Here is a 24,153-nt window from a genome sequence, read left to right as displayed (position 1 = left end):
AGGTCGTCATTGCCGGGCTTGACCCGGCAATCCATCCGCTTCGAACGAGTCACTCGTCCGCGGTTGCGGACGATGGATGCGCGGGTCAAGCCCGCGCATGACGAACCGAGTTTGCGGACAGCCCTTACGGCCGCGTCGACATGTTGCTCGGCGGGCCGACCTTGCGGATCGGCTCGGCCAGACGCGCGAACTCGCAAAGCAGCGAGCGCGTCTTGCGCGGATCGATCACCTCCTCGACCCAGAACTTCTCGGCCGAGCGGAACGGCGAGCGCAGCTTGTTGAGGCGATCCTCGATCTCGCGCAGCTTGGCGGCGGGATCGGCGGCGGCGTCGATCTCGGCGCGATAGGCCGCCTCGATGCCGCCCTCGAGCGGCAGCGAGCCCCAATAGGCCGACGGCCAGGCGTAGCGCATCGAGAACCGGTTGGCCGGCTGATGCACCACGCCGGCGACGCCGAAGGCATTGCGGATGATGATGGTGCACCAGGGCACCGTGCTCTGGTTGACCGCCGCCATCGCGCGCACGCCGTGGCGGATGGTCGCCGACTTCTCCGCCTCGAGCCCGATCATGAAGCCGGGGCAATCCATCAGATAGACCACCGGCAGATGGAAGGTCTCGGCGAAGTCGACCCAGCGCACCACCTTCGCGCAGGCATCCGCCGTCCACGAGCCGCCATAGTGGAAGGGATCGCTGGCGAGCAGCAGCACCGCCCTGCCCTCGATCCGCGCCAGACCGGTGATCACGGGCCGGCCGAAATTGGCGGCGACCTCAAAGAACGAGCCCTTGTCGACCACCGCATCGATGATCGGCCGCATCTTGTAGACCTGCTTGCGGTTGCGCGGCACGGCCTTCAGCAGCGACTCCTCGGCACGTTCCGGATCGTCGGTGCAGGGAATGGTCGGCGGCAGATCGTAGACCGACGCCGGCAGATAGGACAGGAAGCGCCGCGCGTAGTCGAACGCCTCTTCCTCCGTCTCGACCGCCTGGTCGATCGCACCGGCGCGGGTTTGGATGTCGGCGCCACCGAGCTCCTGCTTGGTCAGGTCCTGACCCAGGCGCTTCACCACCGGCGGGCCGGCGACGAACATTGCCGAACTCTTGGTCATCACCGAGTAATGCGTGGCCGCCAGCCGCGCGGCGCCGAGGCCCGCGACCGATCCGAGCCCAAGCCCGACCACCGGCACGCGCGCCAGATTGGCGGTCGTGTACCAATACCAGCGCGTGCCGCCGACACCGCCGGGCAGATTGGCCGCGCCCCTCGTCTCGATCGTCTTCACCGACCCGCCGCCGCCGGAGCCTTCGATCACGCGGACGATCGGCAGGCGGAAGTCGTGCGCCATCTCCTCCGCCATCAGCGGCTTGGCGGAAATCGATGCGTCCGCCGAGCCGCCGCGCACGGTGAAATCGTCGCCGACCACGACCACGGTGCGGCCGTCGACCCTGGCGCGGCCGAACACGCAGTTCGCCGGCGTCAGATGCTTGAGCTCGTTGCTCTCGTCGTATTCGGCGATGCCGGAGATGGCACCGACCTCGTGGAAGGTGTTCTGGTCGACGAGCTTGTCGATGCGCTCACGAACCGTGAGCCGGCCCTGGTCGCGTTGCCGCTTGACCTTGTCAACGCCTCCCATCTCCCGCGCGAACGCTTCGCGCCGGGCGAGGTCGTCGAGTTCCGGCTTCCAGTTCATTCATTGCCTCCGTCTTGATGATTTTGTTGTTGTTATGGGTGGCCACCGGGAGCGACTTGCGTTCGATCCGATTGCTGAAGATGTCGCCGTCGGCGCCTTCGAGCAGGCTGCCGACCGCGGCCGCGAGGTCGACCATCAGCGGTGCGACCTCGCGATGCAGCCGTTGCTCGTCATACATCGCCGAGAGCAGGCCGATCGTGGTGACCACATAGGTCTGGTATTGTGGTGACCACAGCGGCACCGCGACGCCGTTGATGTGCGGGCTCCACAGGCCGCAGGCGACGACGTAGCCGTGCTCCTGCAGATGACGGCGATTGGCCGCGATGCGCGGCGTCAGCATCTTGGCGCTGTCCGGCAACTCGCCTTCCATCTCTGCGATCAGCGCATCACCGATCGCGGGATCGAGCGCGGCTGTATAGGCGTGGCCGGCGGCGGTGGTCGCCATCGAGATGCGGCTGCCTGTGGCTTCATGCAGGCCGAGCGCGTTCGCCGCACGGGCGAACTCCAGATAGACCAGCTGAAAGCGGTCGGGGATCACGAAGCCCACGGTGCCCGGCAACTGATCCGCGACATCCTGCAACCGCAGTCGGATCAGGTTGCGCAGCTGCAAGCCTTTCATCATCGAGGTGCTCATCGCGACCGCGCTCGGGCCGATGCGATATTTCTGATCGCGCGGCAGATAGACCAGCTGTCCCATCCGCGTCAGCGTGTGCGTCAAGCGCGACACCGTCGAACGCGGCAGGCCACAGCGGTTCGAGATTTCGAGATTGCCGAGCCGGGCTTCGTGCCCCTCGAAGCACCGCAACACATCAAACGCGCGCGACACCACCTGGATGACATCGCCATCGCCAGTCTCGCTGGCGAGCATTCCCTGCCGGCTAAGCCGTTCCGAGCGCCGTCCCATTTGTTTTGGCTCCATTCCGTCATGCGGAATAAAATTCCACTTGCAGATGAAGCTACCTCAGGCAATCTGCCGCCACAACAAAAAGCCGTTCGCCGGATGAAATTTCCGCAAGACGGTATCGGAGAGTGGAATGCCAGAGATCAAGGTTGTGACCGAAGTTGCCGGGCGCGTTTGCGCGCTTCCCGTTGAAGCCGGCAGCAGCATCGGCGACGGCGACGAGATCGCGTTCGTCGAAGCGATGAAGATGGAGATCCCGGTCACGTCGACGACAGCAGGCAAAATCAAGTCGATTTTGGTGAAGATTGACGACGTCATCGCCGAAGGCCAGGCCGTCGCGATCGTCGAGACCTGAGCGCGGCCGTCGAGCCGCTCGGCTCGGACCAAATTCCCGGATGTCATGTGATCGGCGGTGGTTCCTTTGGAGTCGCACGGCGTCGCAAGCTGTTTCGCTTTCGAAACATTCTCGACCCGAAAGTTTCGTATGGCGACACAATCGCCGAGCAACCGCTCGTTTTGTGAACATCTGTTCGAAAACCGACAGCCACCAGTTGGCGCCTGCTCGCCTCCGCACCCGGCTTATGTCGATGCGCGCTCGGTTGCGCGCGCCCTGATTGCGTTGCACAACAGGAGGCGATGAAACGATCGCCTCCTCCCGTCACCGCCACCACCACGGCCTGGTCCAGCTCGAAGCCGCCGCTGCTGCGGTTTCTGCACACTTGTTATGCAGACTTCCTGCCGGAGGCCGGCGGCGCGGTGGCCGACTACATCCCCGAGCTCGGCAAGGCCGACCCTGCCCATTTTGGCATCAGCCTCGCGACGCTCGACGGCCATGTCTATGAGGTCGGCGATACCAGGGTGCCCTTCACCATCCAGTCGATGTCAAAGCCGTTCGTGTTCGCGCTGGCGCTGGACACGCTGGGCGCCGAGCGGGTGGAAAGCGTGATCGGCGTCGAACCGTCCGGCGACCCCTTCAACTCGATCCGGCTCAACGCCGATAACCACCCGTTCAATGCGATGGTGAATGCCGGCGCGATCGCCTGCTCCGGCCTGCTCCATGCCGACAAGGGGGACGGCGCATTCGACTACATCCGCCAGGCGCTCGGCCGCTTCGCCGGCCGCGAGCTCGACGTCGACGAGGCGGTCTATGCCTCCGAGAGCGCCACCGGCGACCGCAACCGGGCGATCGGCTATCTGCTGCGCACCAACAGCGTGATCACCGAGAATGTGCCTGCGGTGCTCGACGTCTATTTCCGGCAATGCGCCATCCTCGTCACCGCGCGCGATACGGCGGTGATGGCGGCAACGCTCGCCAACCGCGGCATCAACCCCGTGACCGGCGAGCAGGTGGTGACGCCCTACGCGATCGCGCGCACGCTTTCGGTGATGACCTCGTCGGGCATGTACGACTACGCCGGCGAATGGATCTACCGCGTCGGCATCCCCGCCAAGAGCGGCGTCGGCGGCGGCATTTTGGCGGCGCTGCCGGCGCGGCTCGGGCTCGGCAGTTACTCGCCAAAGCTCGACAAGCACGGCAACAGCGTGCGCGGCATCAAGGTCTGCGAGGCGCTGTCGGCGCATTACGACCTGCACATGCTGAACCGCAGCGACGACGCCCGCCACAGCATCATCGCCGACTACAACATCGGCAAGAACCCGTCACGCCGGGTGCGGCGGCCGCAGGAGCAGGAGATCCTGGCAAAGCACTTCCAGGAGGTCCGGGTGATCGAGCTGGTCGGCACGCTGTCGCTCTCCAATGTCGACTATGTCTCGCGCCGCCTCGCCGGCAGCCCGCGACCGGAGTTCGTGATCTTCGACCTGCGCCGTGTCACCGCGACGACCCGCGCCGGTGCCCGGCTGGTGGCGGAGGCCTTCCAGGAACTGGCCGAGCTCGGCGTCACCGTGATCCTGTCCGGCATCAAGCGGGCCTCGCGCGAATGGACCACGATCAGCGAGTGGACCAACCGGCTCGGCAATATCAGGGATTTCTATCTGCTCGACACCGCGATCGAATGGGCCGAGGACCAGATCGTCTACCGCTATGGCGGCTCGATCGACTTCCTCGAGACCACGGAGCTTGCCGAGCAGCCACTGCTCGCCGGATTGAGCGAGCGGGAGATCGCAGACATCGCCTCGCTCTGCACGGTCAGGACCTACCAGCCGAATGAAAAGATCATCGCCGCGGACCGTGAGGCGACCTCGCTGTTCTTCCTGCGCAGCGGCGTGGTCCATGTCACCCTGCCCGACGGCATCCGGCTTGCGACCCTGACCGCCGGCATGGCGTTCGGCGAGATGGCGCTGCTCGAGACGAAGCGCTCGGCGGACGTGATCGCCGACATGTCGGCGACGGCCTATGAGGTGGCGATTGGGGATTTCGAGCGCTTTCGCGAGCAGCACCCGCGCGCCGGCGAGCGGATCATGCGCAACCTCGCGCAGATCCTCGCCGAGCGGCTGATCGTGGCGAATGCGAAGGTGGATCTGCTGACGTCGGGGTAGCTGTAGCCTGCCGTCGCAGGGCCCGGCCAAAATATCGAAAACAACCCCATGCAAAGTAACCGACGGCTGCCGGCGTTCGACTTGGCCACTTGACGCGTCGGGCAAATCAGGGATATTTTTCCATTATTCCGAAATCGCGCAAGCCCCCCTCAGCCCACCCTTCGCGAGGTGGGGCAAGGAGCCGCGCGGCTCGACGTCTAGAGCTTCGGTTCTGATTGAATCAGAACCGAAGCTCTAGATTCTCGTTTTGACGCGCATTCTTCACGTGAACCGGTGTCCACTTCGCTCGAAAACGCTCTAGCTCACCACTTCCGTCACCGGCTGCATGTCGATCTCGAATGTCTCGAGAAATTTCGACGTCATGATGTAGAAGCCGACCGAGAGCTGCAGCTCGATCAGCGCGGCCGGCGTCAACAGTGCCGCGATCGCCTTGAAGGTCGCGTCCGTCGGCTTCTTAAGCTTGACGACCTCGTCGGTGAAGGTCAGCGCCGCGCGTTGTACCTCGTTGAAGCAGGTCGCCGACTGCCAGTTCTCCAGCGCGGCGTTCTGCTCGTCGGTGACACCCACATTCTTGCCGATGCGCTTGTGCGCGACGATCTCGTACGGCGCCTCGCAAAGAATGCCGGTGCGCGTGATCGCGAGTTCGCGCACGATCGGATCGAGCTCGCCCTTGTGACGGATCGCGCCGCCGAGCCGGCAGTACTGCTCAAAATAAGCAGGCGAATGCGCCATCATACGGAAGATGTTGGCGTTGCGGTTCTTGTCGAGGATCTCGCGGGTGCGCGCGCTTGCCTTCGCGGGATCGGAGTAGTCGATACGGGCCATTTCCTAACCTTGATCTCTGTCGCTTCTGTCTGGTTCCGAAACAGTATCCGCCGACCGTCGCAGGAGCAACACGCGCGAGTCAAATTGCCGCCGCATTCCCAGACAACCCTGACACAGTCGATATTCGCTGAGTGGGGACTCATCAAAAGCGAATGCTCGACGCGGGGTGTTCCGAGTAAAAAAATATGGCCGTCGTGCGCGCAATTTGCGCCACGATGAGCCACGCCCAAGTCTAGGGGAAACGCATGAAGGAAGCCACCAAGAGGGCGGCCTCGGAAGCGCTTGCGCAAATGCTGGCGGTGACGGCGATGCTCGTCATCGCCAGCTTTGTCTTTTATTGGCACTGAGGCATGATCCGGAAAGTGTGTAGCGGTTTTCCTCGCGACAAACGCGTAGCGCTTGCACGGAGATCATGCCCAAACAAGCTACCCGTAAACTGAGAGGGGCAAGAGCGAACCAGTTCAGCCTGGTCTCGCGTTCTGACCGGATCGTTCAGCCCCTCATTTTGCCTTTGCGAAATACGGAACCAGCCGTCCCGCGAATTGCGTGAAGCGCGCAAAAACTTTGTCGCCGATGGCGAGATCGTTGTCGCCATGCGCCATCATGCGAAAGCCTTCGTCGGCATCCACGAGCAGGATGTTATAGGGCACATGCGCCCGGGTCTCCGGCGTTGCGGCGCGGCAGACCAGTGATGTCGCATACACCGTCCCTGCCCCGCTCGCGCGATGCTCGGCGAGATCAGTTGCGCCGCAGGCCGCGCAGAAGCTGCGGCGGAAATATTGCCGCGCGCCGCAGGCGTTGCAGGTCTGGTAGACGATGGCTTCCGCACCCTTGGTCCAGTCGGCGATCGGTCCACTCATCGCACACGCTCCAGGAACATGCTGACATGGGAGGACAGCACGCCGCCATCACCATGCAGCAGCGCCACCGAGGCATCGCGCACCTGGCGATTGTCGGCGCGGCCGGTCATCTGCAGATGGGTTTCGACCAGATGCGCCATCGCGCCGCCGACGCCGCAATGGCCGTAGCTGAGCAGGCCACCATGGGTGTTGAGCGGCATCTCGCCATCCTGATTGAAGTAGCCGGCGCGCACCCGCGCCGCCGCCTCGCCGCGCTTGGCGAGGCCGAGATCCTCCAGCAGCATCGCGAGCGTGATCGTGAAGCTGTCGTAGACCGCGGCGTAGCGCACGTCCGATATCGCCATGCCCGACACCTCTTTCGCCTTCGCGACCGAAATCTCCGCGCCCAGCTCACTCAGCGCGGGCGCGGCCGTGATGTGCTGATGGGTATGCGCCTGGGCGCAGCCACGGATGCGAACCCGCCGCTCGCCCGTCGCCTCGCGGCTGATCACGCAGGCCGCGCCGCCGTCGGACACCGGGCAGCAGTCAAGCAGCTTGAGCGGCATCGCCACCGGCTTCGAGGCCATCACGTCGGCAACCGTGATCGGCTCGTGGAATTGCGCGCCGGGATGCGTCAGGGCGTGCTTGCGCATCAGCACCGCGAACTCGGCAAGGTCCTCCTGCGTGAGCCCGTATTCATGCATGTAACGCGTCGCGACCAGGCCGTAATAGGCCGGGATGGTCGGCCCCAGCGTCACCTCGTAGTCGGGATGGCCGACCTGGGCCAGCGCCTGGATCGAAGCGTCACGGCTCTGCCCGGTCAGCCGGTTCTCACCACCGACCACCAGCACGTGTTTTGCCACCCCAGTGTCGACCAGTTGATGCGCCAGCATGGTCATCGCGAGACCGGTGGCACCGCCGACCTGCACGGCGTGGGCGTAGGATGGGCGGATGCCAAAGTGCTCGGCGAAAACCGTCGCCAGCATGATGTGCGGCGAGACGGTGGAATAGCCGCAGAGGATGCCATCGATGTCGGAGCGCTTCAGCCCGGCATCAGAGATCGCAAGCTCGGCCGCCTTGCTCATCAGGTCGAGCGAGGACAGGCCCTCATGCTTGCCGTAGGACGTGAGGCCGACGCCGGTGACGAAGCTCATCTGTTCACCTCGATCCGCTGTCATTCCGGGATGGTCCGAAGGACCAGACCCGGAATCTCGAGATTCCGGGTTCGATGCTCCGCATCGCCCCGGAATGACGGGTTAACATCAATACGACTTCGGAAGGCCGAGCACCTTCTCGCCGATGAAGCTGAGGATAAGCTGCGGACTGATCGGCGCGATGCGCGGGATCAGCGATTCCCGCAAATAGCGCTCGACATGGTACTCCTTGGCATAGCCGAAGCCGCCATGGGTCATCACTGCCTGCTCGCAAGCGTGGAATCCGGCTTCCGCCGCGAGATATTTTGCCGCGTTCGCAGCGGGACCGCAGGGCAGGTTCTGGTCGTATTGCCAGCCGGCGCGCAGCACCATCAGCCAGGCAGCCTCGAGCTCCATCCAGCACTTCGCCAGCGGATGCTGGATCCCCTGGTTCATGCCAATCGGGCGATTGAACACGATGCGGCCCTTGGCATATTCCGACGCCCGCTTCAGCGCGATCTGGCCGAGGCCGACCGCTTCAGCCGCGATCAGGATGCGCTCGGGGTTCATGCCGTGCAGGATGTATTCGAAGCCGCGGCCTTCCTCGCCGATGCGGTCCTCGACCGGGATCTCGAAATTCTCGAAGAACAGCTCGTTGGAGTCGACGGGCTTGCGGCCCATTTTCTCGATCTCGTGCACCGTGACGCGCTTGCGGTCGAAGTCGGTGTAGAACAGGCTGAGGCCGTGGGTCGCACTGCGTACCTCCTCGAGCGGCGTGGTGCGGGCGAGCAGCAGGATCTTGTTGGCCACCTGCGCGGTCGAGATCCACACCTTCTGGCCGTTGACGATGTATTTGTCGCCCTGGCGCACGGCGCGGGTCTTGAGCTGGGTGGTGTTGAGGCCGGTGTTGGGCTCGGTCACCGCGAAGCAGGACTTGTCGCGGCCGTCGATGATCGGCGGCAGCATGCGCTGGCACTGCTCCTTGGTGCCGAACACGACAACCGGATTGAGCCCGAACACGTTCATGTGCACAGCCGATGCGCCGGACATGCCGGCGCCGGATTCGGAGATCGTGCGCATCATGATCGCGGCATCGGTGATGCCGAGGCCGGAGCCGCCATACTCCTCGGGAATGCAGATGCCGAGCCAGCCGGCATCGGCCAGCGCGCGGTGGAAGTCGGCCGGATAACCGCCCTCCTTGTCCTTCTTCAGCCAATAGGCCTCGTCAAAGCGCGAGCAGATCTTGGCGACGGCGTCGCGGATCGATTCCTGGTTGGCGGAGAGTGCGAAATCCATCTGTCGTGCTCCTATGCCTGCACCACTTTGGCCGCGCCGTCGCGCACCATCGCCGCGATCTCGTCAGTCGAGAAACCTGCCTCTTGCAAAATCTCCGCGCTGTGCTCACCGAGCCGCGGCGCGAGCCGGCTCGGCTCGACCTTGGTCTCCGACCATCGCGCCGACGGCGTCATGCTGCGGATACGGCCCTCGGTCGGGTGGTCGATCACGGGGAAGACGCCGGTCGCGACCATGTGCGGATCCTCGAGCAGGCTCTCGAGATCATGCATCGGCATCACGGGCACGTCGGCCTTCTCGAGGATCTCGTGCCACTCGGCCGTGGTCTTGGTCAGCAGGATGCGCGCGAGTTCGGCGTAGACGACATCGATGTTGGTGGCGCGGCCGGCGAAGGTCGCGAATTTCGGATCGCTGCGCAGATCGTCGCGGCCGGTCGCCTTGAAGAAGTTCTCCCACTGCTTGTCGTTGTAGACGATCACGCAGATATAGCCGTCCAGCGTCTTGTAGGGCCGCCGGTCCGGCGACAGATGCCGCGCATATCCGCCCTTGTCGAGCGGCGGATCGTAGGTCAGCCCGCCCATATGGTCGCCCATGACGAAGCCGGCCATGGTCTCGAACATCGGAATGTCGACGCGCTGGCCCTGCCCGGTCCGGTCGCGATGCACGAGGCTCGCGCAGATCGCGCCGACCGCGGTGAGGCCGACGATGCGATCGACCAGCGCATTCGGCACGTAGCGCGGCACGCCATCCGAGGTCTGCGCCATCAGCGCCGGCAGCGCGGTGGCGCCCTGGATCAGGTCGTCATAAGCGGGCTTGGCGGCATACGGTCCCTCCTGGCCGAAGCCGAACACGCCGGCATAGATCAGCCGCGGATTGACCTTGGCGACGACGTCGTAACCGAGCTGCAGCCGCGCCATCGCCTGCGGGCGCACATTGTAGACCAGCACATCGGCCTGAGCGATCAGCCGCAGCACGGTCTCGCGCCCAGCCGGCTTCTTCAGGTCGAGGCAGACCGAACGCTTGCTGCGGTTGGTGTTGAGGAACACCGGCCCCATGCCGGGATGCCGTGTCGGACCGATCTGCCGCGTCACGTCGCCGTCAGGCGATTCCACCTTGATGACATCGGCGCCGTAGTCGCCGAGCATCTGGGTGGCATAGGGTCCCATCAGCACGGTCGTCATATCGACGACCTTGATACCCTGCAGTGGTCCCATCTTGCTGTTCGCTCCCGGATGTTCTGGTTACGCAGCTAGTAACGGGAGCGCTTCGCCGAGATCAAGCTGCGCCGGGCGTATGGGCGTATGCGCGGCGGCGGCCGGATCGTTTCCGCGCGGCGGAACGCAGGGCGGGCAAGATGAAGCCCACCGCCGGCCCGACGCCGGTTACTGCCCGGTCATCGCCTCCCGCGCCTTCAGGAGCCTCTCCAGTTCCGCATTCTGCTGCTCGAGCCGTTCGGCGATGCGCTCCTCGACTTCGGCGCCGGCGGCACCCGCGGCCTGCTCGATCAGCTGCCTGATATTGTCCCGGAGGATTGCGATCCGATCGTTCACTTCCGACAGCGACAGGGACGTCTCGATACCCATGGTCCGTTCTCCCGGTGACAGGCGCAAGCAGCTTAGCGCGGTGGGAGGTCGCGGCCTACCCCTTTGCAGATTCCTTGGCCGATCCCTTTGGCCTATCCTTGGGCCATCATCTCCCGCAGCGCAGTCTTCAGCACCTTGCCATAATTGTTCTTCGGCAGGGCATCGAGATAGACATAGCGCTTCGGCCGCTTGAAGCGGGCGATCGAGGCAAGGCAATGCGCGTCGAGCCTGCCGTCGTCGGCGGCAGCACCCTCCTCGAGCACGACGCAGGCGACGACGATCTCGCCCCATTCCGGATCCGGCACACCAATCGCCGAGACCTCTCGGACATCAGGATGCGTCAGCAGCGCTTCCTCGACCTCGCGCGGATAGATGTTGGTGCCGCCGGAGATGATCACATCCTTGGAACGGTCGGACAGCGTCAGGAAGCCGTCGGCGTCGAGCCGGCCGACATCGCCGGTGCGCAGCCAACCGTCCTTCAGCGTCTCGGCGTTGGCCTTCGGATTGTTCCAGTAGCCGAGCATCACGGTTGAGCCCTTGACCTCAATCTCGCCGGTCTCGCCTGCGGCGAGCGGCTTGCCGTCCTTGCCGGTGATGCGCACGGTGACGACGCTCTGGGCGGTGCCGACCGACGCCAGCCGCTCGAGATAGCGCGGATGATCGCTCGCGCGATGCCAGTCGCGCGACAGCGCCGTGATCGTCATCGGCGACTCGCCCTGGCCATAGATCTGCACAAAGCGCTGGCCCATGGTCGCGATCGCGTCGGTGATGTCGGCCGTGTACATCGGCCCGCCGCCATAGATGATGGTGCGCAGCCCCTCGCCGTTCTCGCCGCGCTTCTTGGCGGCGTCGACCAGCCGGCGCACCATGGTGGGCGCTGCGAACATCACGACATTGTCGAGCTGGCGGCCGAGGTTGAGCACCTCGTCCGGATCGAAGCCGCCGGACTCGGGAACGACGTGCCGGCCGCCCATCCGGACATGCGGGAAATTGTAGAGGCCGGCGCCATGCGAGATCGGCGCCGCATAGAGCGAGGCATCGTGCGGCGTCGCCGGATCGACATCGGCGAGATAGCACAGCGACATCGCGAGCAGATTGCCGTGGCTGAGCATCACGCCCTTGGGACGACCTGTCGTGCCTGAGGTATAGAACAGCCAGGCGAGATCGTTGCTCTCGCGCGGCAATGGCGCAGGCGGCCCCTCGCCGCTTCGCATCGCCTTGTAAGCGTCGCTGTCAACAGACAGCATGGTCATGCCGGCGGGGCAATTGTCCTTCGCCTCAAGCAGGGCACCGATCGTGTCGTCGGAGACGAAAGCCAGTTTGGCGCCGCCATTGCCACAGATCCACGCCGCCTCGCGGCCGTGCAGCTTGGCGTTGATCGGGATCGCGGCGGCGCCGATCCACCAGATGCCGTAGAGGCATTCGAGATATTGCGTGCAGTTCGATGCAAACAGAGCGATGCGGTCGCCGGCGGCAATGCCGTGATCGCGCGCCAGCGCCGCCCCGATCGAGGCGGCGCGGCGGGCAAAGGTTGCATAATCAGCGTCGAGGTCGAACCCGGTCAGCAGCGCCGGCGCATCGGGACGCGCCCGCGCCGTCGCCGCCAGCCATTCGGCAATGTTCATCGCACTAGCCCCAAGCAAGCTGTCATGCCCGGGCTTGACCCGGGCATCCACGTCTTTGGCGCCACGTAATGAAGGAAGACGTGGATGGCCGGGTCAAGCCCGGCCATGACGAATGGAGAGAATGTCGCCTACTTCAGCGGCTCGAGGATCGAGACGTAGTTGGCGACCGCAGCACCGCCCATGTTGAAGATGCCGCCGATCTGCGGGTTCTTGAGCTGCATGCCCTCGGGCGCTTGGCCTGTGAGCTGCATCGCGCTCATCACGTGCATGGAGACGCCGGTGGCGCCGATCGGATGGCCCTTGGCCTTGAGGCCGCCGGACGGATTGACCGGCAGCTTGCCGTCCTTCTGGGTCCAGCCTTCCATGATCGCGCGGGCGCCCTGGCCCTTCGGCGTCAGGCCCATCGCTTCATATTCGATCAGTTCGGCAACCGTGAAGCAGTCGTGGGTCTCGACAAAGGACAGATCGGAGAGCTGCAGCCCGGCCTTTTGCAGCGCGCGCTGCCAGGCGGTGGTGCACCCCTCGAACTGCAGGATGTCGCGCTTCGACATCGGCAGGAAATCCTGCGCGTGGGCGGTGGCGCGGATGTTCACGGCCTTGCCCATGGTCTTGGCGGTCTCGGCATCGGTCAGCACCAGCGCGGCGGCGCCATCCGACACCAGCGAGCAATCGGTGCGCTTCAAGGGACCGGCGACGAACGGGTTCTTCTCGCTCTCGGCGCGGCAGAACTCGAAGCCGAAATCCTTGCGCATCTGCGCGTAAGGATTGGCGACGCCGTTCTTGTGGTTCTTGGCGGCGATCATCGCCAGCGCATCCGACTGGTCGCCGTATTTCTGGAAATAGGCCTGCGCAATTTTGCCAAACACGCCGGCAAAGCCGCCGACCGTGTCGCCGTCCTCAGGCAGGTACGACGCTTTCAGCAGGTTCTTGCCGATCTCCGGACCCGGCGTCTTCGTCATCTGCTCGACGCCAACGACCAGCACGATCTTCGCGGCGCCCGCCTCGATGGCGCGGATGCCCTGATGCACGGCGGCCGATCCGGTGGCGCAGGCGTTCTCGACGCGGGTGGTCGGCTTGAAGCGCAGCGCCGGATTGGCCTGCAGCACCAGCGAGGCCGTAAAGTCCTGCGGCGAGAAGCCGGCGTTGAAGTGGCCGAGCATGATTTCGTCGACGTCGGATGCGGCAATGCCGGCATCGGCGAGCGCTTCGTTGGCGACCTTGACCACGAGGCCCTCGACGGTCTCGGCGTCGAACTTTCCGAATGGCGTGTGCGCCCAACCCACAATGCTGGCGGTCATGGCCGTATCTCCCTGTTCCTGTTCAGGGAGTTATGTAGCGTATCTTCAGGCCGCTTTCAGCGTTTTCATCGCCTTCGCGCACATGGCGGTTATGCCCGCCCAATTGCCGGCGCGGATATCGGCTGCCGGGCACAGCCAGGAGCCGCCGACCGCCAGCACATTGGGCTCGGCAAGCCAGGTCGCCGCGTTGGCCTCGCCGATGCCTCCGGTCGGGCAGACCCTGACGTTCGGGAATGGACCGGCCAAGGCGCGCAGTGCCTTGATACCGCCGGCCTGCTCGGCGGGGAAGAATTTGACGACGTCGAAGCCGTGCGCCAGTGCCTGCATCAGCTCCGAGGCGGTTGCGATCCCCGGCGCGAAAGGCAGCCGGCCGGCAGCGACCGCTTTCAACAACTCGGGCGTCGCGCCCGGGCTGATGCCGAATTTGGCGCCGAGCGCCTCGGCGCGCGCCAGATCGTCACCATTGAGGATCGTGCCGATCCCGACCACCGCGTCGGGCACCTCTGATATGATGGCCTTGGCCGCATCGACCGCGACCGCCGTCCGCAGCGTCACCTCGAGCGTCCGCACGCCGCCCGCGACCAGCGCCTTGGCGAGCGGTACCGCATCGGCAAGCCGCTCGATGGTCAGCACCGGGATCACGGTGGCCTGGCGGATCAGCTCGGCGATCCGGTCCTGCTTCGATGTCGTTGTCATTGCGAGGCCTTGCGGGATGGTGGGGGACGAGGCGCCTTCTTCGGCGGCATGGCGTAGCGGGGAATGATCGCACCGGGATAGCAGACCACGACGCCGGCCAGACGATGGCCGGCGCGCGCCGCCTCCTCGGGCTCGGCGCCGCCGAGCCGCGCGGCGAGATAGGCCGCGGCAAAACTGTCGCCGGCCGCCGTGGTATCGACCACCGGCTGGGCCAGCGGCTCCGCTCTCACCTCGCGCGTTCCGCCGGCGGAGCGCACGATGCAGGCGGGTTCGGCCAGCTTCAGCACGACCTCGGGGCTCGGGATGCCGGCGAGCAGTGCGGTGTTGCCCTCGCCGGGATAGAGCGGCGCCAGATCCTCGGTCGAGGCGAGCACGATATCGGCGGTCTCGAATGCGCTGCTGAAGACTGTTCGCGCGACATTCAGGTCTGGCCAGCCGCGGGCGCGGAAATTGGTGTCGAACGCAAACCGCGTGCCCAGCAGCCGCGCGCGCTTCAGCGCCGCCATCAGCCGTTCCCGTCCGTCCTCGCGCAGGATCGAGAGCGTGATCGCCGAGAGATAGACGATGTCGTAGGTCGCGAGCGAGTTAAGGAGGTCGGCCGTCTCGGGCAGGTCCATCAGCTCGCGCGCGGCGGCGCTGTCGCGCCAGTGGAAGAAGCGCCGTTCACCCTTGTCGTCGGTCTGGATCAGATAGAGCCCAGGCAGCTTGCCTGCCAATCGCGCGACATGCTTGGTGCCGACGCCTTCGCTCGCCCAACCCGCGATCATCTCATCGCTCAGCACATCATCGCCGAGCGCAGTGATATAATCGATGTGGACGCCGAGCCGGGACAGATAGACGGCGGTGTTGAGCGTGTCGCCGCCAAAGGCGCGCGAATACAGACCTCCGGGCTGGCCGCCCGGAGCCTGGCGCAGCTCGATCATGCATTCGCCGATGCTGGCGACCCTTGTCATGCCAAGACCCGCGTGCCTGAGCGGAGCTAGGCGGCGAACTTGCCGCCCAGTTCGTCCTCGATGTGGATGCGGATGATGTCGTCGAACGTCTTCTCCGCCGTGGTGAAGCCGAGCTTCAGCGCGCGCTCGGTGGCGAAATCGCGCGGCCAGCCCGAGACGATGCTGATGATGGTCGGATCGGGCACCCGCTTGATCCGCGCGGTGACATTCTTGCCGGCAACGCGCTCCAGCGAGGCGATCTGCTCGCCGACGCTGACACACATCCCGGGCATGCTGAGATTGCGCCGCGGCCCCATCGCATTGAGATCCATGGTACCGGCGTGAACCAGGAAGCCAACCGCCGATTTCGGCGAGGCGTGCCAGTGCCGCACGTCCTCGGACACCGGCAGCACCGCCTCCTCGCCCGCCAGCGGCTCGCGGATGATGTTGGAGAAGAAGCCGGACGCCGCCTTGTTCGGCTTGCCCGGACGCACGCATATCGTCGGCAGGCGGATCGATATCCCGTCGAGCAGGCCCTTGCGGGTGTAATCGTTGATCAGGAGCTCGCAGATCGACTTCTGCGTGCCGTAGCTGGTCAGTGGCGTATGGAAGAACTCGTCGCCGATCTTCTCGGGGAACGGCGCGCCGAACACCGCGATCGAGGAGGTGAACACCAGCCGCGGCTTGTAGCCGCCGCCGACGGCGCGGATCGCGTCGATCAGGTAGCGGGTGCCGTCGAGATTGATCCGGTAGCCCTTGTCGAACTCGGCCTCCGCCTCGCCCGAGACGATCGCGGCGAGGTGGAAGATCACGTCCGGGCGCTCGGCGATCAGGGGCGCCGCGGCACCGGCGTCGGCGAAATCGGATGCGACGACATTGACCGGAATCGATGCGTTGACGGGTTTGGCCGGTGCGACCACGTCCTGCAAGGTCATCCTGCTGATGTCCTGCTTGCCGAGCCGGCCCTCACGCAACAGACGCTCGGTCAATTTGCGGCCAACCATGCCGGCGGCGCCCAGAATCAGAATGTGCACGACCCTGCTCCTTTTCTTCTGTTCGAATTCGTCCGCGGGCCCTGCGCGCTTATTCCTTCACGGCACCCGTCATCGCCGAGACATAATGCTCAACGAAGAAGGCGTAAAGAATAACCAGCGGCAATGAGCCGACCAGCGCTCCCGCCATCAGCGATCCCCATTTGTAGATATCGCCGTCGACGAATTCGTTGACGATGGCGACCGGCACCGTCTTGTTCGGGGTCGATTGCAGGAACGTCAGCGCATAGATGAACTCGTTCCAGCATAGAGTGAACGAGAAAATAAAGGCGGAGATCAGGCCGGGGATCGCCAGCGGCACGATGATCTTGACCAGAATCTGCCAGCGCGACGCGCCGTCGATCAGCGCACACTCCTCAAGCTCATAGGGGATGGTCTTGAAATAGCCCATCAGAAGCCAGGTCGAGAACGGGATCAGCAGCGTCGGATAGACCAGGATCAGCGACAGCGGAGAATCGAACAGCCCATAGGCCTGGATCACCGAAGCCAGCGGGATGAACAGGATCGATGGCGGCACCAGATAGGCGAAGAAGATCAGAACGCCGACGGCCTCCGCGCCCTTGAAGCGCAGCCGCGTGATCGCATAGGCCGACAGGACGCTGGCGACGATCGACAGGAAGGTGGCGCCGACAGCGACATACATCGTGTTCCACAGCCAGCGCGGATACTGCGTCTCGAACAGCAGCTTGCTGATGTGCTTGAAGGTCGGATGAACCACCCAGAACGGGTTGAACTTCTCCATGTCGATGAGCTGCTCGTCCGGCTTGATGGACGTCAGCACCATCCAATAGAACGGGAACAGCAGCACCACGAGGATGATGAACAGCGGCAAATAAAGCGTAACGAGGCGCCGCGGCAGCGACTCCAGATAGCTCATGCCCTCGCTGTCGTCGCCGGTCGCGGTCTTCGATTGCAAGGTTGAATCAGTCATTGCTCGATCCTTGCTGCCATTTGCGGCGCTGCATTCCGAACCAGGAGATGGCGATGGCCGCCACCAGGAAGGGAATCATCGCGGTGGCGATCGCGGCGCCCTCGCCCAGCCGACCGCTGATGATGCCGCGCTGATAGCTCAGCGTCGCCATCAGGTGGGTGGCGTTGACCGGGCCGCCGCGGGTCAGCGCCCAGATCAACTGGAAGTCGGTAAAGGTGAACAGCACCGAGAACGTCATGACCACGGCGATGATCGGGGTCAGCAACGGATAGGTGATGAAGCGAAAGCGCTGCCAGTTGGTGGCACCGTCGAGCGTTGCGGCTTCATAGAGCGATGGCGAGACCGTCTGCAGGCCGGCCAACAGGGTGATCGCGACGAAGGGAACGCCGCGCCAGACATTGGCGAAGATCACGCTCGCCCGTGCCCAATCCGTGTCGCCGAGGAAGTTGATGTTGCTGTGGATCAAACCGAGTTTGATCAGCGACCACGAGATGATCGAGAACTGCGAATCGTAGATCCACCAGAACGCGATGGCCGACAGCACGGTCGGCACGATGAACGGGATCAGCACGATCGACCGGATCACGGCCTTGAACGGCATGTGCCTGTTCAACAGCAGCGCGAGATAGAGCCCGATCGCGAATTTGATGGCGCTTGCGATCAGCGTGTAGAGCAAGGTGTTGAACACCGACAGCCAGAAGATCGAATCGTCCCACAGCCACTGGTAATTCTCGACACCGACAAAGGCTCCGGCGCGACCGATGCGCTCGTCGGTGAAGCTCATCCAGACGCCGAGGCCGAGCGGATAGGCCAGGAACAGGATCAGGAACGCCGCCGTCGGCAGCATGAACCAGAACGCGGCCCAATTGCGGTTTCCGCTGAGCCGCGACCAAAGCGACGGCTCGCCTGCCGCGGCGGCTTGCGCCGGCATCGATGTCTGGACAGTGCTCATTCGCTCTCAACTCCGAATCAGACGGTGACGCGCGACCGATTTTGGATCGTGCGCCACCTCAGATCGCTCATGAACTGGAGCCGGCGCGGCTTGCCGCGCCGGCCGTCACCTAACGGAAGATGCGCTTGGCCGCGCGTTCGGCCGAGGCCATCGCGGTCTTCACATCCTCGCGTCCGGTGCAATAGTTCGCAAACATGTCGACCACGACGAAGTCGGCAATCGCGGCCGCCGCGTTTTCGCTCATCTGCGCCTCGCCAGCCGGGGTCGACGCCGTCTGAGCCACGCTCCGATAGGGCGTCGTCTTCGGGTCGGCCGTCCAGACCGGGTTCTTGTCGTAGTCGAGCAGGAAGTGCGACAGGTAGCCCTGCGCCGCTTCGACCCACGGATTGAACTGATCCGGCTCCAGCATGAAGGCCGTGAACGCCTTGCAAGCCTGCGGATACTTCGAGAAGCTGAAGATCAGGATCGGGAAGCCGAGATGCATCTCCCGCGTCTTGCCATCGAGACCGGCCGGCAGGTGGGCATGATTCATGTCTTCGGCGATCTGCGGATTTTCCTTCTTCGCCGTGACGTAGATCGAAATGCCGTTCACGGTGAGGTGAAGCTGCCCGGCAAGGAACGCCTTGTTGTTGGAGCTGTCGTTCCACGACGCGGTGCCCGGCACGAAATTGTCATACAGGCCCTTGACGTATTCGAGCGACTTCGCAGTCTCCGGCGAGTTGACGACGACCTTGTTGTCCTTGTCGATCAGCTTGCCGCCATGCGCCCACAGCGCCCAATGCAGCCAGCCGTTGGCATCGCCCGAGGCGTGGCCAAGCGCCATGCCGCCCGGGGTGCCGTTCTTGTTCATGCCCTTTACGAGATCGGCGAAACCGGCGAGATCCTTCGGGAACTCCTTGTGACCGGCCTTTTCCATCGCCGCGACACGATAATTGACCAGTCCGCCGGTGGCGGCGACCGGAATTCCGATCCACTTCCCGTTCAGCATGCCATACGCCTTGCCGGAATCGGCCCAGCCACCGCACTTCTTGCCGAGATAGTCGGCGACGTCGGTCACATCGACACACTTGCTCGGGAACAGGAAGGGCAGCGAATAGAGGCCCCACACCATGTCGAGACCCTGCCCGGTATTGGCCGCGACCGACGCTTTCGGCTGGATATCGTCGTAGGATTCGTTGGAGACGTTGATCGTAACGTTGTTGGCCTTCTGGAACGCATCGACGATCTTCATGAAGGCCACATCTTCGGCTTCCACGAAGCGCTTCCAGCGCAGCAGGTTGATCTTGGCGCCCGGCTCCGGCTTCCATTGCGACGTTTGCGCCCAAGCCTTGGCGTAGCCGAGCAGTTGATCGCTCGTCATCGTCGCCGCGGCGGCCAGCATGGTGGCGCCGCCCTTGAGCAACGAGCGGCGGTCAGTATCAAAAATCGACATTGGCAATTTTCTCCCGTTTTTTTGGTTGTCGCTTCAGACGTCGCTTGTCCCGCCCAAATACTGCGGGCCGGCATTCTCGTGATGAAGATGCGCCGACGCTGCCTGCGGGCGCGGCATCGCTCAGCCGTTCAGCCGCTTGCCCGTCGAATCGTCGAACAGATGGACCAGCGCCGGATCCGGCTTGAGCCGAACCTTGTCGCCCGGGTTGAACAGATGGCGCTCGCGGAACACGGCCACCACCTGCTCGCCGCCGAGCTTGGCGAACACCTGGGTCTCCGAGCCGGTTGGCTCGACCACCACGATCTCGGCTTCGGCGCCGTCATCGGCGATGGTGAAATGCTCGGGCCGCACGCCATAGACCGCGGGCTTGCCGTCGGAATTGGCCGGCGCCGATTTCAGCGGCAACTTGACGCCGTTCGGTCCCTCGAAATAGGCGGCGCCGTTCACCTTGACGTTGCCCTTGAGGAAATTCATCGCGGGCGAGCCGATGAAGCCGGCGACGAACTGGTTCGCAGGCGTGTCGTAGAGCTCGAGCGGCGAGCCCATCTGCTCGACGATGCCGTCATGCATCACCACGATCTTGTCGGCCATGGTCATGGCCTCGATCTGGTCGTGGGTAACGTAGACTGTCGTGGTCTTCAGCCGCTGATGCAATTCCTTGATCTCGGTGCGCATGGCGACGCGGAGCTTGGCGTCGAGGTTCGAGAGCGGCTCGTCGAACAGGAACACCTGCGGATCGCGCACGATGGCGCGGCCCATTGCGACGCGCTGGCGCTGGCCGCCGGAGAGCTGGCGGGGATACCGATCGAGCAGCGGCGTCAGCGCAAGGATTTCCGCGGCGCGCTTGACGCCGCTCGAGATTTCCTCGGGCTTGGCGCCGCGCAGCTTCAGCGAGAAGCCCATATTGTCGGCGACCGTCATGTGCGGGTAGAGCGCGTAGTTCTGGAACACCATCGCAATGTCGCGCTCTTTGGGCTGGACATTGTTGACGACGCGCTCGCCGATCGAGATCGTTCCAGAGGTGATGTTCTCAAGTCCCGCCAGCATGCGCAGCAGGGTCGACTTGCCGCAGCCGGAGGGGCCGACCAGAACGACGAACTCGCCGTCCTCGATCGGGATCGACACGCCGTGCAGGACTTCAAAATTGCCGAACGACTTCCGCACGTCACGTATCTGGACCGACGACATCCACTTCCCTCCCTCAAGTTCCCGACGGCGTACGACAAGTGCCGCCGCCGCTCTGTTTTGTTCCGGCCACGCTGGGTACGCGGCTCTGTCGGACTTGCTTTATTGTCCGCAGTTTATCCGGTTTTGGCAATCGTTCGATTAGCAATCGCTTGGTAGCGCTGTCAATATCGGTTTGTCTGCGACGAAGGTCGTGATATGAGCGGCAAATGGCCCGAAAACACATCACGCCAGGCAAGATCCGGCTCACCGAAGTCGCGAAACTCGCCGGCGTCAGTCCGATTACGGCCTCGCGTTTCTTCAGGAATCCGGATGCGCTCTCGGCCGGCAAGCGCGCCCGGGTCGAGAGTGCGGCAAAAGAACTCGGTTACGTGCCCAATCTCGCGGCACGCGCGCTTGCGTCGCAGCGCACCGAGGTGATCGGTGTCCTGATCCCGTCGTTGACCAACAATGTGTTCGCCGACGTGCTACGCGGCATCTATGACGCGCTCGACGGCAGCCGCTACAGCATTCAGCTCGCCAACACCCGCTACAGCATCCTCCAGGAAGAGCGCCTGCTGCGTCTTTTTCTGGCACAGAAGCCGGCCGGGCTGATCGTCACCGGCATCAACCAGACCGCGGATTCCCGCCGCATCATGGAAACCGTCGATTGCCCGATCGTGCAAATCATGGAGGTCGGGCCCTCCCCGATCGACATGATGATCGGATTTTCGCATTTTGACGCGGCAAAAGCTGCAATCGCCCACCTTCTCGCGCAGGGCAACCGGAGGATCGGCTTCCTCGGCGCGCGAATGGATCCGCGGGTGCAGCGGCGGCTTGACGGCTATCGCGCCGCGATGACCGAGGCGGCGCTGTTCGATCCGCAGCTCATCGTCACGACCGCGATTCCAACCTCGGTGACATTGGGCGGGACGCTGTTTGCCGACCTGCTCGCCAAGACGCCCGACATCGACGCGGTGTTCTGCGTCAATGATGACCTTGCGCTCGGCGCGCTGTTCGAATGCAAGCGCCGTCACGTGGCGGTGCCGGAGCAGATGGCGATCGTCGGCTTCAACGACCTCGAATTCATGGCGTCAAGCGAGCCGACGCTGAGCAGCGTGCGCACCAATCGCTACGAAATGGGCAGAAACGCTGCCATGATGGTGATCGAGACACTCGAAGGACGCCGGCCCACTGAGCCCGTCGTCGATCTCGGCTTCAGTGTCATGGAACGGCAAAGCTCGGCGCGACGCAGCTGACATCCACCCGACACCATCCCGTCACAAGGGACGCGAAAAATGACAAAATGGTAGCGCAACCAAGCGCCTTCAACTAAGGTCCAATCCATCCAGTGAAACACCTGTGCGTGATCGTCGAGGTTTGTAATGCGTGACGATTTGCGCAAGGTAGAACAACGTTGAACCAGAGCCCTTGAATGGGCCCATCAAGAGTTTGCATTGCGGGAGAAACCAATGACAAAACCCCACACCAACGGGCACAGCGCCGCAGGCGAGACCAGCAAGGGCAAGGGCCGCAGGCTCCGCTCCCAGGAATGGTTCGACAACCCGCACAATCCCGGCATGACCGCGCTCTATCTCGAGCGCTACCTCAATTACGGCCTGACCCGCGAGGAATTGCAGTCGGGCAAGCCGATCATCGGCATCGCCCAGACCGGCAACGACCTGTCGCCCTGCAACCGGCATCACCTTGAGCTCGCGCACCGCGTCCGCGAGGGTATCCGCGCCGCCGGCGGCATCGCCATGGAGTTTCCGACCCATCCGATCCAGGAGACCGGCAAGCGCCCGACCGCGGCGCTCGACCGCAACCTCGCCTATCTCGGCCTGGTCGAGATCCTGTTCGGCTATCCGCTCGACGGCGTGGTGCTGACCACCGGCTGCGACAAGACCACCCCGGCCTGCATGATGGCGGCGGCGACCGTCAACCTGCCGGCGATCGTGCTGTCGGGCGGCCCAATGCTGAACGGCTGGCACGAGGGCCAGCGCACCGGCTCCGGCACGGTGGTTTGGAAGGCGCGCGAGCGGCTCGCTGCGGGCGAGATCGACTATGAGCAGTTCATCGAGATCGTGGCCTCCTCGGCCCCGTCGGTCGGCCATTGCAACACCATGGGCACCGCCTCCACGATGAACTCGCTCGCGGAAGCGCTCGGCTTCTCGCTGCCGGGTTGCGCGGCGATCCCGGCGCCCTATCGCGAGCGCGGCCAGATCGCCTACGAGACCGGCAAGCGTATCGTCGGCATGGTCTGGGACGACCTGAAGCCGTCGGACTTCCTGACGCGCGAGGCGTTCGAGAACTGCATCGTCGTCAACTCCGCGATCGGCGGCTCGACCAATGCGCCGATCCACATCAATGCGCTGGCGCGCCATGTCGGCGTCGAGCTGTCGATCGACGACTGGCAGAAATACGGCCATGACGTGCCGCTGCTCGTGAACATGCAACCGGCCGGCTTCTATCTCGGCGAAGAATATCACCGCGCCGGCGGCGTGCCGTCGGTGGTGCGCGAGCTGATCAAGCACAAGCGCATCCATGAAGGCGCCCTCACCGTCAACGGCCGCACCATGGGCGAGAATTGCAAGGAAGCGCCGAAGCCCGACGGTGACGTGATCTGGGGCTACGACAAGCCGCTGGTGAAGGATGCCGGCTTCCTGGTCTTGCGCGGCAATCTGTTTGATTCCGCGATCATGAAGACCAGCGTGATCTCGAAGGAATTCCGCGACCGCTATCTATCCAACCCGAAGGACCTCAACGCCTTCGAGGGCCGCGCCATCGTATTCGAGGGTCCGGAGGACTATCACGCGCGGATCGAGGATCCCGCGCTCGAGATCGACGAGCATTGTGTGCTGTTCGTGCGCGGCACCGGCCCGATCGGCTATCCCGGCGGCGCCGAGGTCGTGAATATGCAGCCGCCGGCGGCGCTGATCAAACGCGGCATCCTGTCCCTGCCCTGCATCGGCGACGGAAGGCAGTCCGGCACCTCGGGCTCGCCCTCGATCCTCAACGCGTCGCCGGAGGCCGCCGCGGATGGCGGGCTCGCGATCCTCAAGACCGGCGACAAGGTGCGCATCGACCTCAACAAGGGCAGCGCCAACATCATGATCTCGGAGGATGAGCTGCGCACCCGCCGCGCCGAGCTGAAGGCCAAGGGCGGCTTCCCGCACCCGGCCAACCAGACGCCGTGGCAGGAGCTCTACCGCCAGACCGTCGGTCAGCACGCGACCGGCGCCTGCCTCGAGCTCGCGACGCGCTACCACGACATCGCCGGCAGGGTCGGCGTGGCGCGGGATAATCACTAGCTCCGC

At 64.3% G+C, this 24,153-nt stretch carries 21 protein-coding genes; 4 read left to right on the top strand and 17 right to left on the bottom strand.

The annotated features are described in order from the left end of the window. Positions 1-124: 124 nt before the first annotated feature. Both ACE103_RS17930 and ACE103_RS17925 read right to left on the bottom strand, forming a co-directional pair. Positions 125-1,684, bottom strand: a complete 1,560-nt coding sequence (locus tag ACE103_RS17930; RefSeq protein WP_375780513.1) for an acyl-CoA carboxylase subunit beta — start codon at positions 1,682-1,684, stop codon at positions 125-127. Next, positions 1,614-2,588, bottom strand: a complete 975-nt coding sequence (locus ACE103_RS17925) for an IclR family transcriptional regulator (RefSeq protein ID WP_375780512.1) — start codon at positions 2,586-2,588, stop codon at positions 1,614-1,616. Before ACE103_RS17925 ends, ACE103_RS17930 begins: the two co-directional genes overlap by 71 nt. A gap of 130 nt (positions 2,589-2,718) precedes the next feature. On the opposite strand from ACE103_RS17925, the gene ACE103_RS17920 reads away from it, so the two are divergent. Together ACE103_RS17920 and glsA are read left to right on the top strand one after the other, a co-directional pair. Further along, the gene (locus ACE103_RS17920; protein WP_223973016.1) at positions 2,719-2,940 is read left to right on the top strand and encodes an acetyl-CoA carboxylase biotin carboxyl carrier protein subunit; all 222 of its coding nucleotides are present in this window, start codon (positions 2,719-2,721) and stop codon (positions 2,938-2,940) included. Positions 2,941-3,221: 281 nt separating this feature from the next. Further along, on the top strand, positions 3,222-5,081 hold the full coding sequence (gene glsA, locus ACE103_RS17915; RefSeq protein WP_375780511.1) for a glutaminase A: 1,860 nt from the start codon (positions 3,222-3,224) through the stop codon (positions 5,079-5,081). 297 nt (positions 5,082-5,378) lie between these two features. On the opposite strand, the gene ACE103_RS17910 is transcribed toward glsA, so the two are convergent. From ACE103_RS17910 to ACE103_RS17840, 15 genes are all read right to left on the bottom strand, one after another. Continuing rightward, positions 5,379-5,906: a carboxymuconolactone decarboxylase family protein gene (locus tag ACE103_RS17910; RefSeq protein ID WP_375780510.1), complete on the bottom strand. Its 528-nt coding sequence runs from the start codon at positions 5,904-5,906 to the stop codon at positions 5,379-5,381. A gap of 500 nt (positions 5,907-6,406) precedes the next feature. After that, positions 6,407-6,766 carry a Zn-ribbon domain-containing OB-fold protein gene (locus tag ACE103_RS17905; protein WP_375780509.1) on the bottom strand — a complete coding sequence of 120 codons (360 nt, stop codon included), beginning with the start codon at positions 6,764-6,766 and terminating at the stop codon, positions 6,407-6,409. Then, positions 6,763-7,899, bottom strand: coding sequence for a thiolase family protein (locus ACE103_RS17900; RefSeq protein ID WP_375781135.1), 1,137 nt, complete (start codon positions 7,897-7,899; stop codon positions 6,763-6,765). The genes ACE103_RS17905 and ACE103_RS17900 overlap by 4 nt, the downstream gene beginning before the upstream one ends. A gap of 108 nt (positions 7,900-8,007) precedes the next feature. After that, positions 8,008-9,174: an acyl-CoA dehydrogenase family protein gene (locus ACE103_RS17895; RefSeq protein ID WP_375780508.1), complete on the bottom strand. Its 1,167-nt coding sequence runs from the start codon at positions 9,172-9,174 to the stop codon at positions 8,008-8,010. An 11-nt stretch (positions 9,175-9,185) separates the two neighbouring features. After that, positions 9,186-10,385 (bottom strand): CaiB/BaiF CoA transferase family protein, encoded by a 1,200-nt coding sequence (locus tag ACE103_RS17890; RefSeq protein ID WP_375780507.1) that lies wholly within the window; start codon positions 10,383-10,385, stop codon positions 9,186-9,188. Positions 10,386-10,553: 168 nt separating this feature from the next. Continuing rightward, the gene (locus tag ACE103_RS17885) at positions 10,554-10,754 is read right to left on the bottom strand and encodes a hypothetical protein (protein WP_050404710.1); all 201 of its coding nucleotides are present in this window, start codon (positions 10,752-10,754) and stop codon (positions 10,554-10,556) included. Between the two features lie 92 nt (positions 10,755-10,846). Next, on the bottom strand, positions 10,847-12,379 hold the full coding sequence (locus tag ACE103_RS17880; protein WP_375780506.1) for a class I adenylate-forming enzyme family protein: 1,533 nt from the start codon (positions 12,377-12,379) through the stop codon (positions 10,847-10,849). A 128-nt stretch (positions 12,380-12,507) separates the two neighbouring features. Continuing rightward, a complete protein-coding gene (locus tag ACE103_RS17875; RefSeq protein ID WP_375780505.1) occupies positions 12,508-13,677 on the bottom strand; it encodes an acetyl-CoA acetyltransferase in 1,170 nt (389 codons plus the stop codon). Between the two features lie 45 nt (positions 13,678-13,722). Beyond that, positions 13,723-14,373, bottom strand: a complete 651-nt coding sequence (gene eda, locus ACE103_RS17870) for a bifunctional 4-hydroxy-2-oxoglutarate aldolase/2-dehydro-3-deoxy-phosphogluconate aldolase (RefSeq protein ID WP_375780504.1) — start codon at positions 14,371-14,373, stop codon at positions 13,723-13,725. Next, positions 14,370-15,326, bottom strand: coding sequence for a sugar kinase (locus ACE103_RS17865; RefSeq protein ID WP_375780503.1), 957 nt, complete (start codon positions 15,324-15,326; stop codon positions 14,370-14,372). The genes eda and ACE103_RS17865 overlap by 4 nt, the downstream gene beginning before the upstream one ends. 26 nt (positions 15,327-15,352) lie before the next feature. Next, positions 15,353-16,339, bottom strand: a complete 987-nt coding sequence (gene denD / locus ACE103_RS17860; RefSeq protein ID WP_375780502.1) for a D-erythronate dehydrogenase — start codon at positions 16,337-16,339, stop codon at positions 15,353-15,355. Positions 16,340-16,388: 49 nt separating this feature from the next. Then, complete coding sequence (locus ACE103_RS17855; RefSeq protein ID WP_375780501.1) at positions 16,389-17,288, bottom strand: carbohydrate ABC transporter permease; 900 nt, start codon at positions 17,286-17,288, stop codon at positions 16,389-16,391. Next, positions 17,281-18,240, bottom strand: a complete 960-nt coding sequence (locus tag ACE103_RS17850; RefSeq protein ID WP_223973080.1) for a carbohydrate ABC transporter permease — start codon at positions 18,238-18,240, stop codon at positions 17,281-17,283. The genes ACE103_RS17855 and ACE103_RS17850 overlap by 8 nt, the downstream gene beginning before the upstream one ends. Positions 18,241-18,349: 109 nt before the next feature. Continuing rightward, a complete protein-coding gene (locus ACE103_RS17845) occupies positions 18,350-19,672 on the bottom strand; it encodes an ABC transporter substrate-binding protein (protein WP_375780500.1) in 1,323 nt (440 codons plus the stop codon). Positions 19,673-19,792: 120 nt separating this feature from the next. Then, the gene (locus ACE103_RS17840; protein WP_375780499.1) at positions 19,793-20,860 is read right to left on the bottom strand and encodes an ABC transporter ATP-binding protein; all 1,068 of its coding nucleotides are present in this window, start codon (positions 20,858-20,860) and stop codon (positions 19,793-19,795) included. A 206-nt stretch (positions 20,861-21,066) separates the two neighbouring features. Between ACE103_RS17840 and ACE103_RS17835 the strand changes: the two genes are divergently transcribed. Then, positions 21,067-22,095 (top strand): LacI family DNA-binding transcriptional regulator, encoded by a 1,029-nt coding sequence (locus tag ACE103_RS17835; protein WP_375780498.1) that lies wholly within the window; start codon positions 21,067-21,069, stop codon positions 22,093-22,095. Between the two features lie 213 nt (positions 22,096-22,308). Beyond that, a complete protein-coding gene (locus tag ACE103_RS17830; protein ID WP_375780497.1) occupies positions 22,309-24,147 on the top strand; it encodes an IlvD/Edd family dehydratase in 1,839 nt (612 codons plus the stop codon). Positions 24,148-24,153: the final 6 nt, after the last annotated feature.

Source organism: Bradyrhizobium sp. ma5 (genome assembly GCF_042258955.1).
Classification (GTDB): domain Bacteria; phylum Pseudomonadota; class Alphaproteobacteria; order Rhizobiales; family Xanthobacteraceae; genus Bradyrhizobium.
The sequence above is the reverse complement of the archived record's forward strand: the minus strand, read 5'-3'. Positions and strand labels throughout refer to the sequence as shown.

Coding starts and splice junctions, on each gene's coding strand:
- ACE103_RS17930 (WP_375780513.1), bottom strand. CDS start 1,684: ATGAACTGGAAGCCGGAACTCGACGACCTCGCCCGGCGCGAAGCGTTC.
- ACE103_RS17850 (WP_223973080.1), bottom strand. CDS start 18,240: ATGAGCACTGTCCAGACATCGATGCCGGCGCAAGCCGCCGCGGCAGGC.
- ACE103_RS17910 (WP_375780510.1), bottom strand. CDS start 5,906: ATGGCCCGTATCGACTACTCCGATCCCGCGAAGGCAAGCGCGCGCACC.
- ACE103_RS17905 (WP_375780509.1), bottom strand. CDS start 6,766: ATGAGTGGACCGATCGCCGACTGGACCAAGGGTGCGGAAGCCATCGTC.
- ACE103_RS17895 (WP_375780508.1), bottom strand. CDS start 9,174: ATGGATTTCGCACTCTCCGCCAACCAGGAATCGATCCGCGACGCCGTC.
- ACE103_RS17900 (WP_375781135.1), bottom strand. CDS start 7,899: ATGAGCTTCGTCACCGGCGTCGGCCTCACGTCCTACGGCAAGCATGAG.
- glsA (WP_375780511.1), top strand. CDS start 3,222: ATGAAACGATCGCCTCCTCCCGTCACCGCCACCACCACGGCCTGGTCC.
- ACE103_RS17835 (WP_375780498.1), top strand. CDS start 21,067: ATGGCCCGAAAACACATCACGCCAGGCAAGATCCGGCTCACCGAAGTC.
- ACE103_RS17855 (WP_375780501.1), bottom strand. CDS start 17,288: ATGACTGATTCAACCTTGCAATCGAAGACCGCGACCGGCGACGACAGC.
- ACE103_RS17875 (WP_375780505.1), bottom strand. CDS start 13,677: ATGACCGCCAGCATTGTGGGTTGGGCGCACACGCCATTCGGAAAGTTC.
- ACE103_RS17885 (WP_050404710.1), bottom strand. CDS start 10,754: ATGGGTATCGAGACGTCCCTGTCGCTGTCGGAAGTGAACGATCGGATC.
- eda (WP_375780504.1), bottom strand. CDS start 14,373: ATGACAACGACATCGAAGCAGGACCGGATCGCCGAGCTGATCCGCCAG.
- ACE103_RS17925 (WP_375780512.1), bottom strand. CDS start 2,588: ATGGGACGGCGCTCGGAACGGCTTAGCCGGCAGGGAATGCTCGCCAGC.
- ACE103_RS17840 (WP_375780499.1), bottom strand. CDS start 20,860: ATGTCGTCGGTCCAGATACGTGACGTGCGGAAGTCGTTCGGCAATTTT.
- ACE103_RS17880 (WP_375780506.1), bottom strand. CDS start 12,379: ATGAACATTGCCGAATGGCTGGCGGCGACGGCGCGGGCGCGTCCCGAT.
- ACE103_RS17845 (WP_375780500.1), bottom strand. CDS start 19,672: ATGTCGATTTTTGATACTGACCGCCGCTCGTTGCTCAAGGGCGGCGCC.
- ACE103_RS17890 (WP_375780507.1), bottom strand. CDS start 10,385: ATGGGACCACTGCAGGGTATCAAGGTCGTCGATATGACGACCGTGCTG.
- ACE103_RS17920 (WP_223973016.1), top strand. CDS start 2,719: ATGCCAGAGATCAAGGTTGTGACCGAAGTTGCCGGGCGCGTTTGCGCG.
- ACE103_RS17830 (WP_375780497.1), top strand. CDS start 22,309: ATGACAAAACCCCACACCAACGGGCACAGCGCCGCAGGCGAGACCAGC.
- ACE103_RS17865 (WP_375780503.1), bottom strand. CDS start 15,326: ATGACAAGGGTCGCCAGCATCGGCGAATGCATGATCGAGCTGCGCCAG.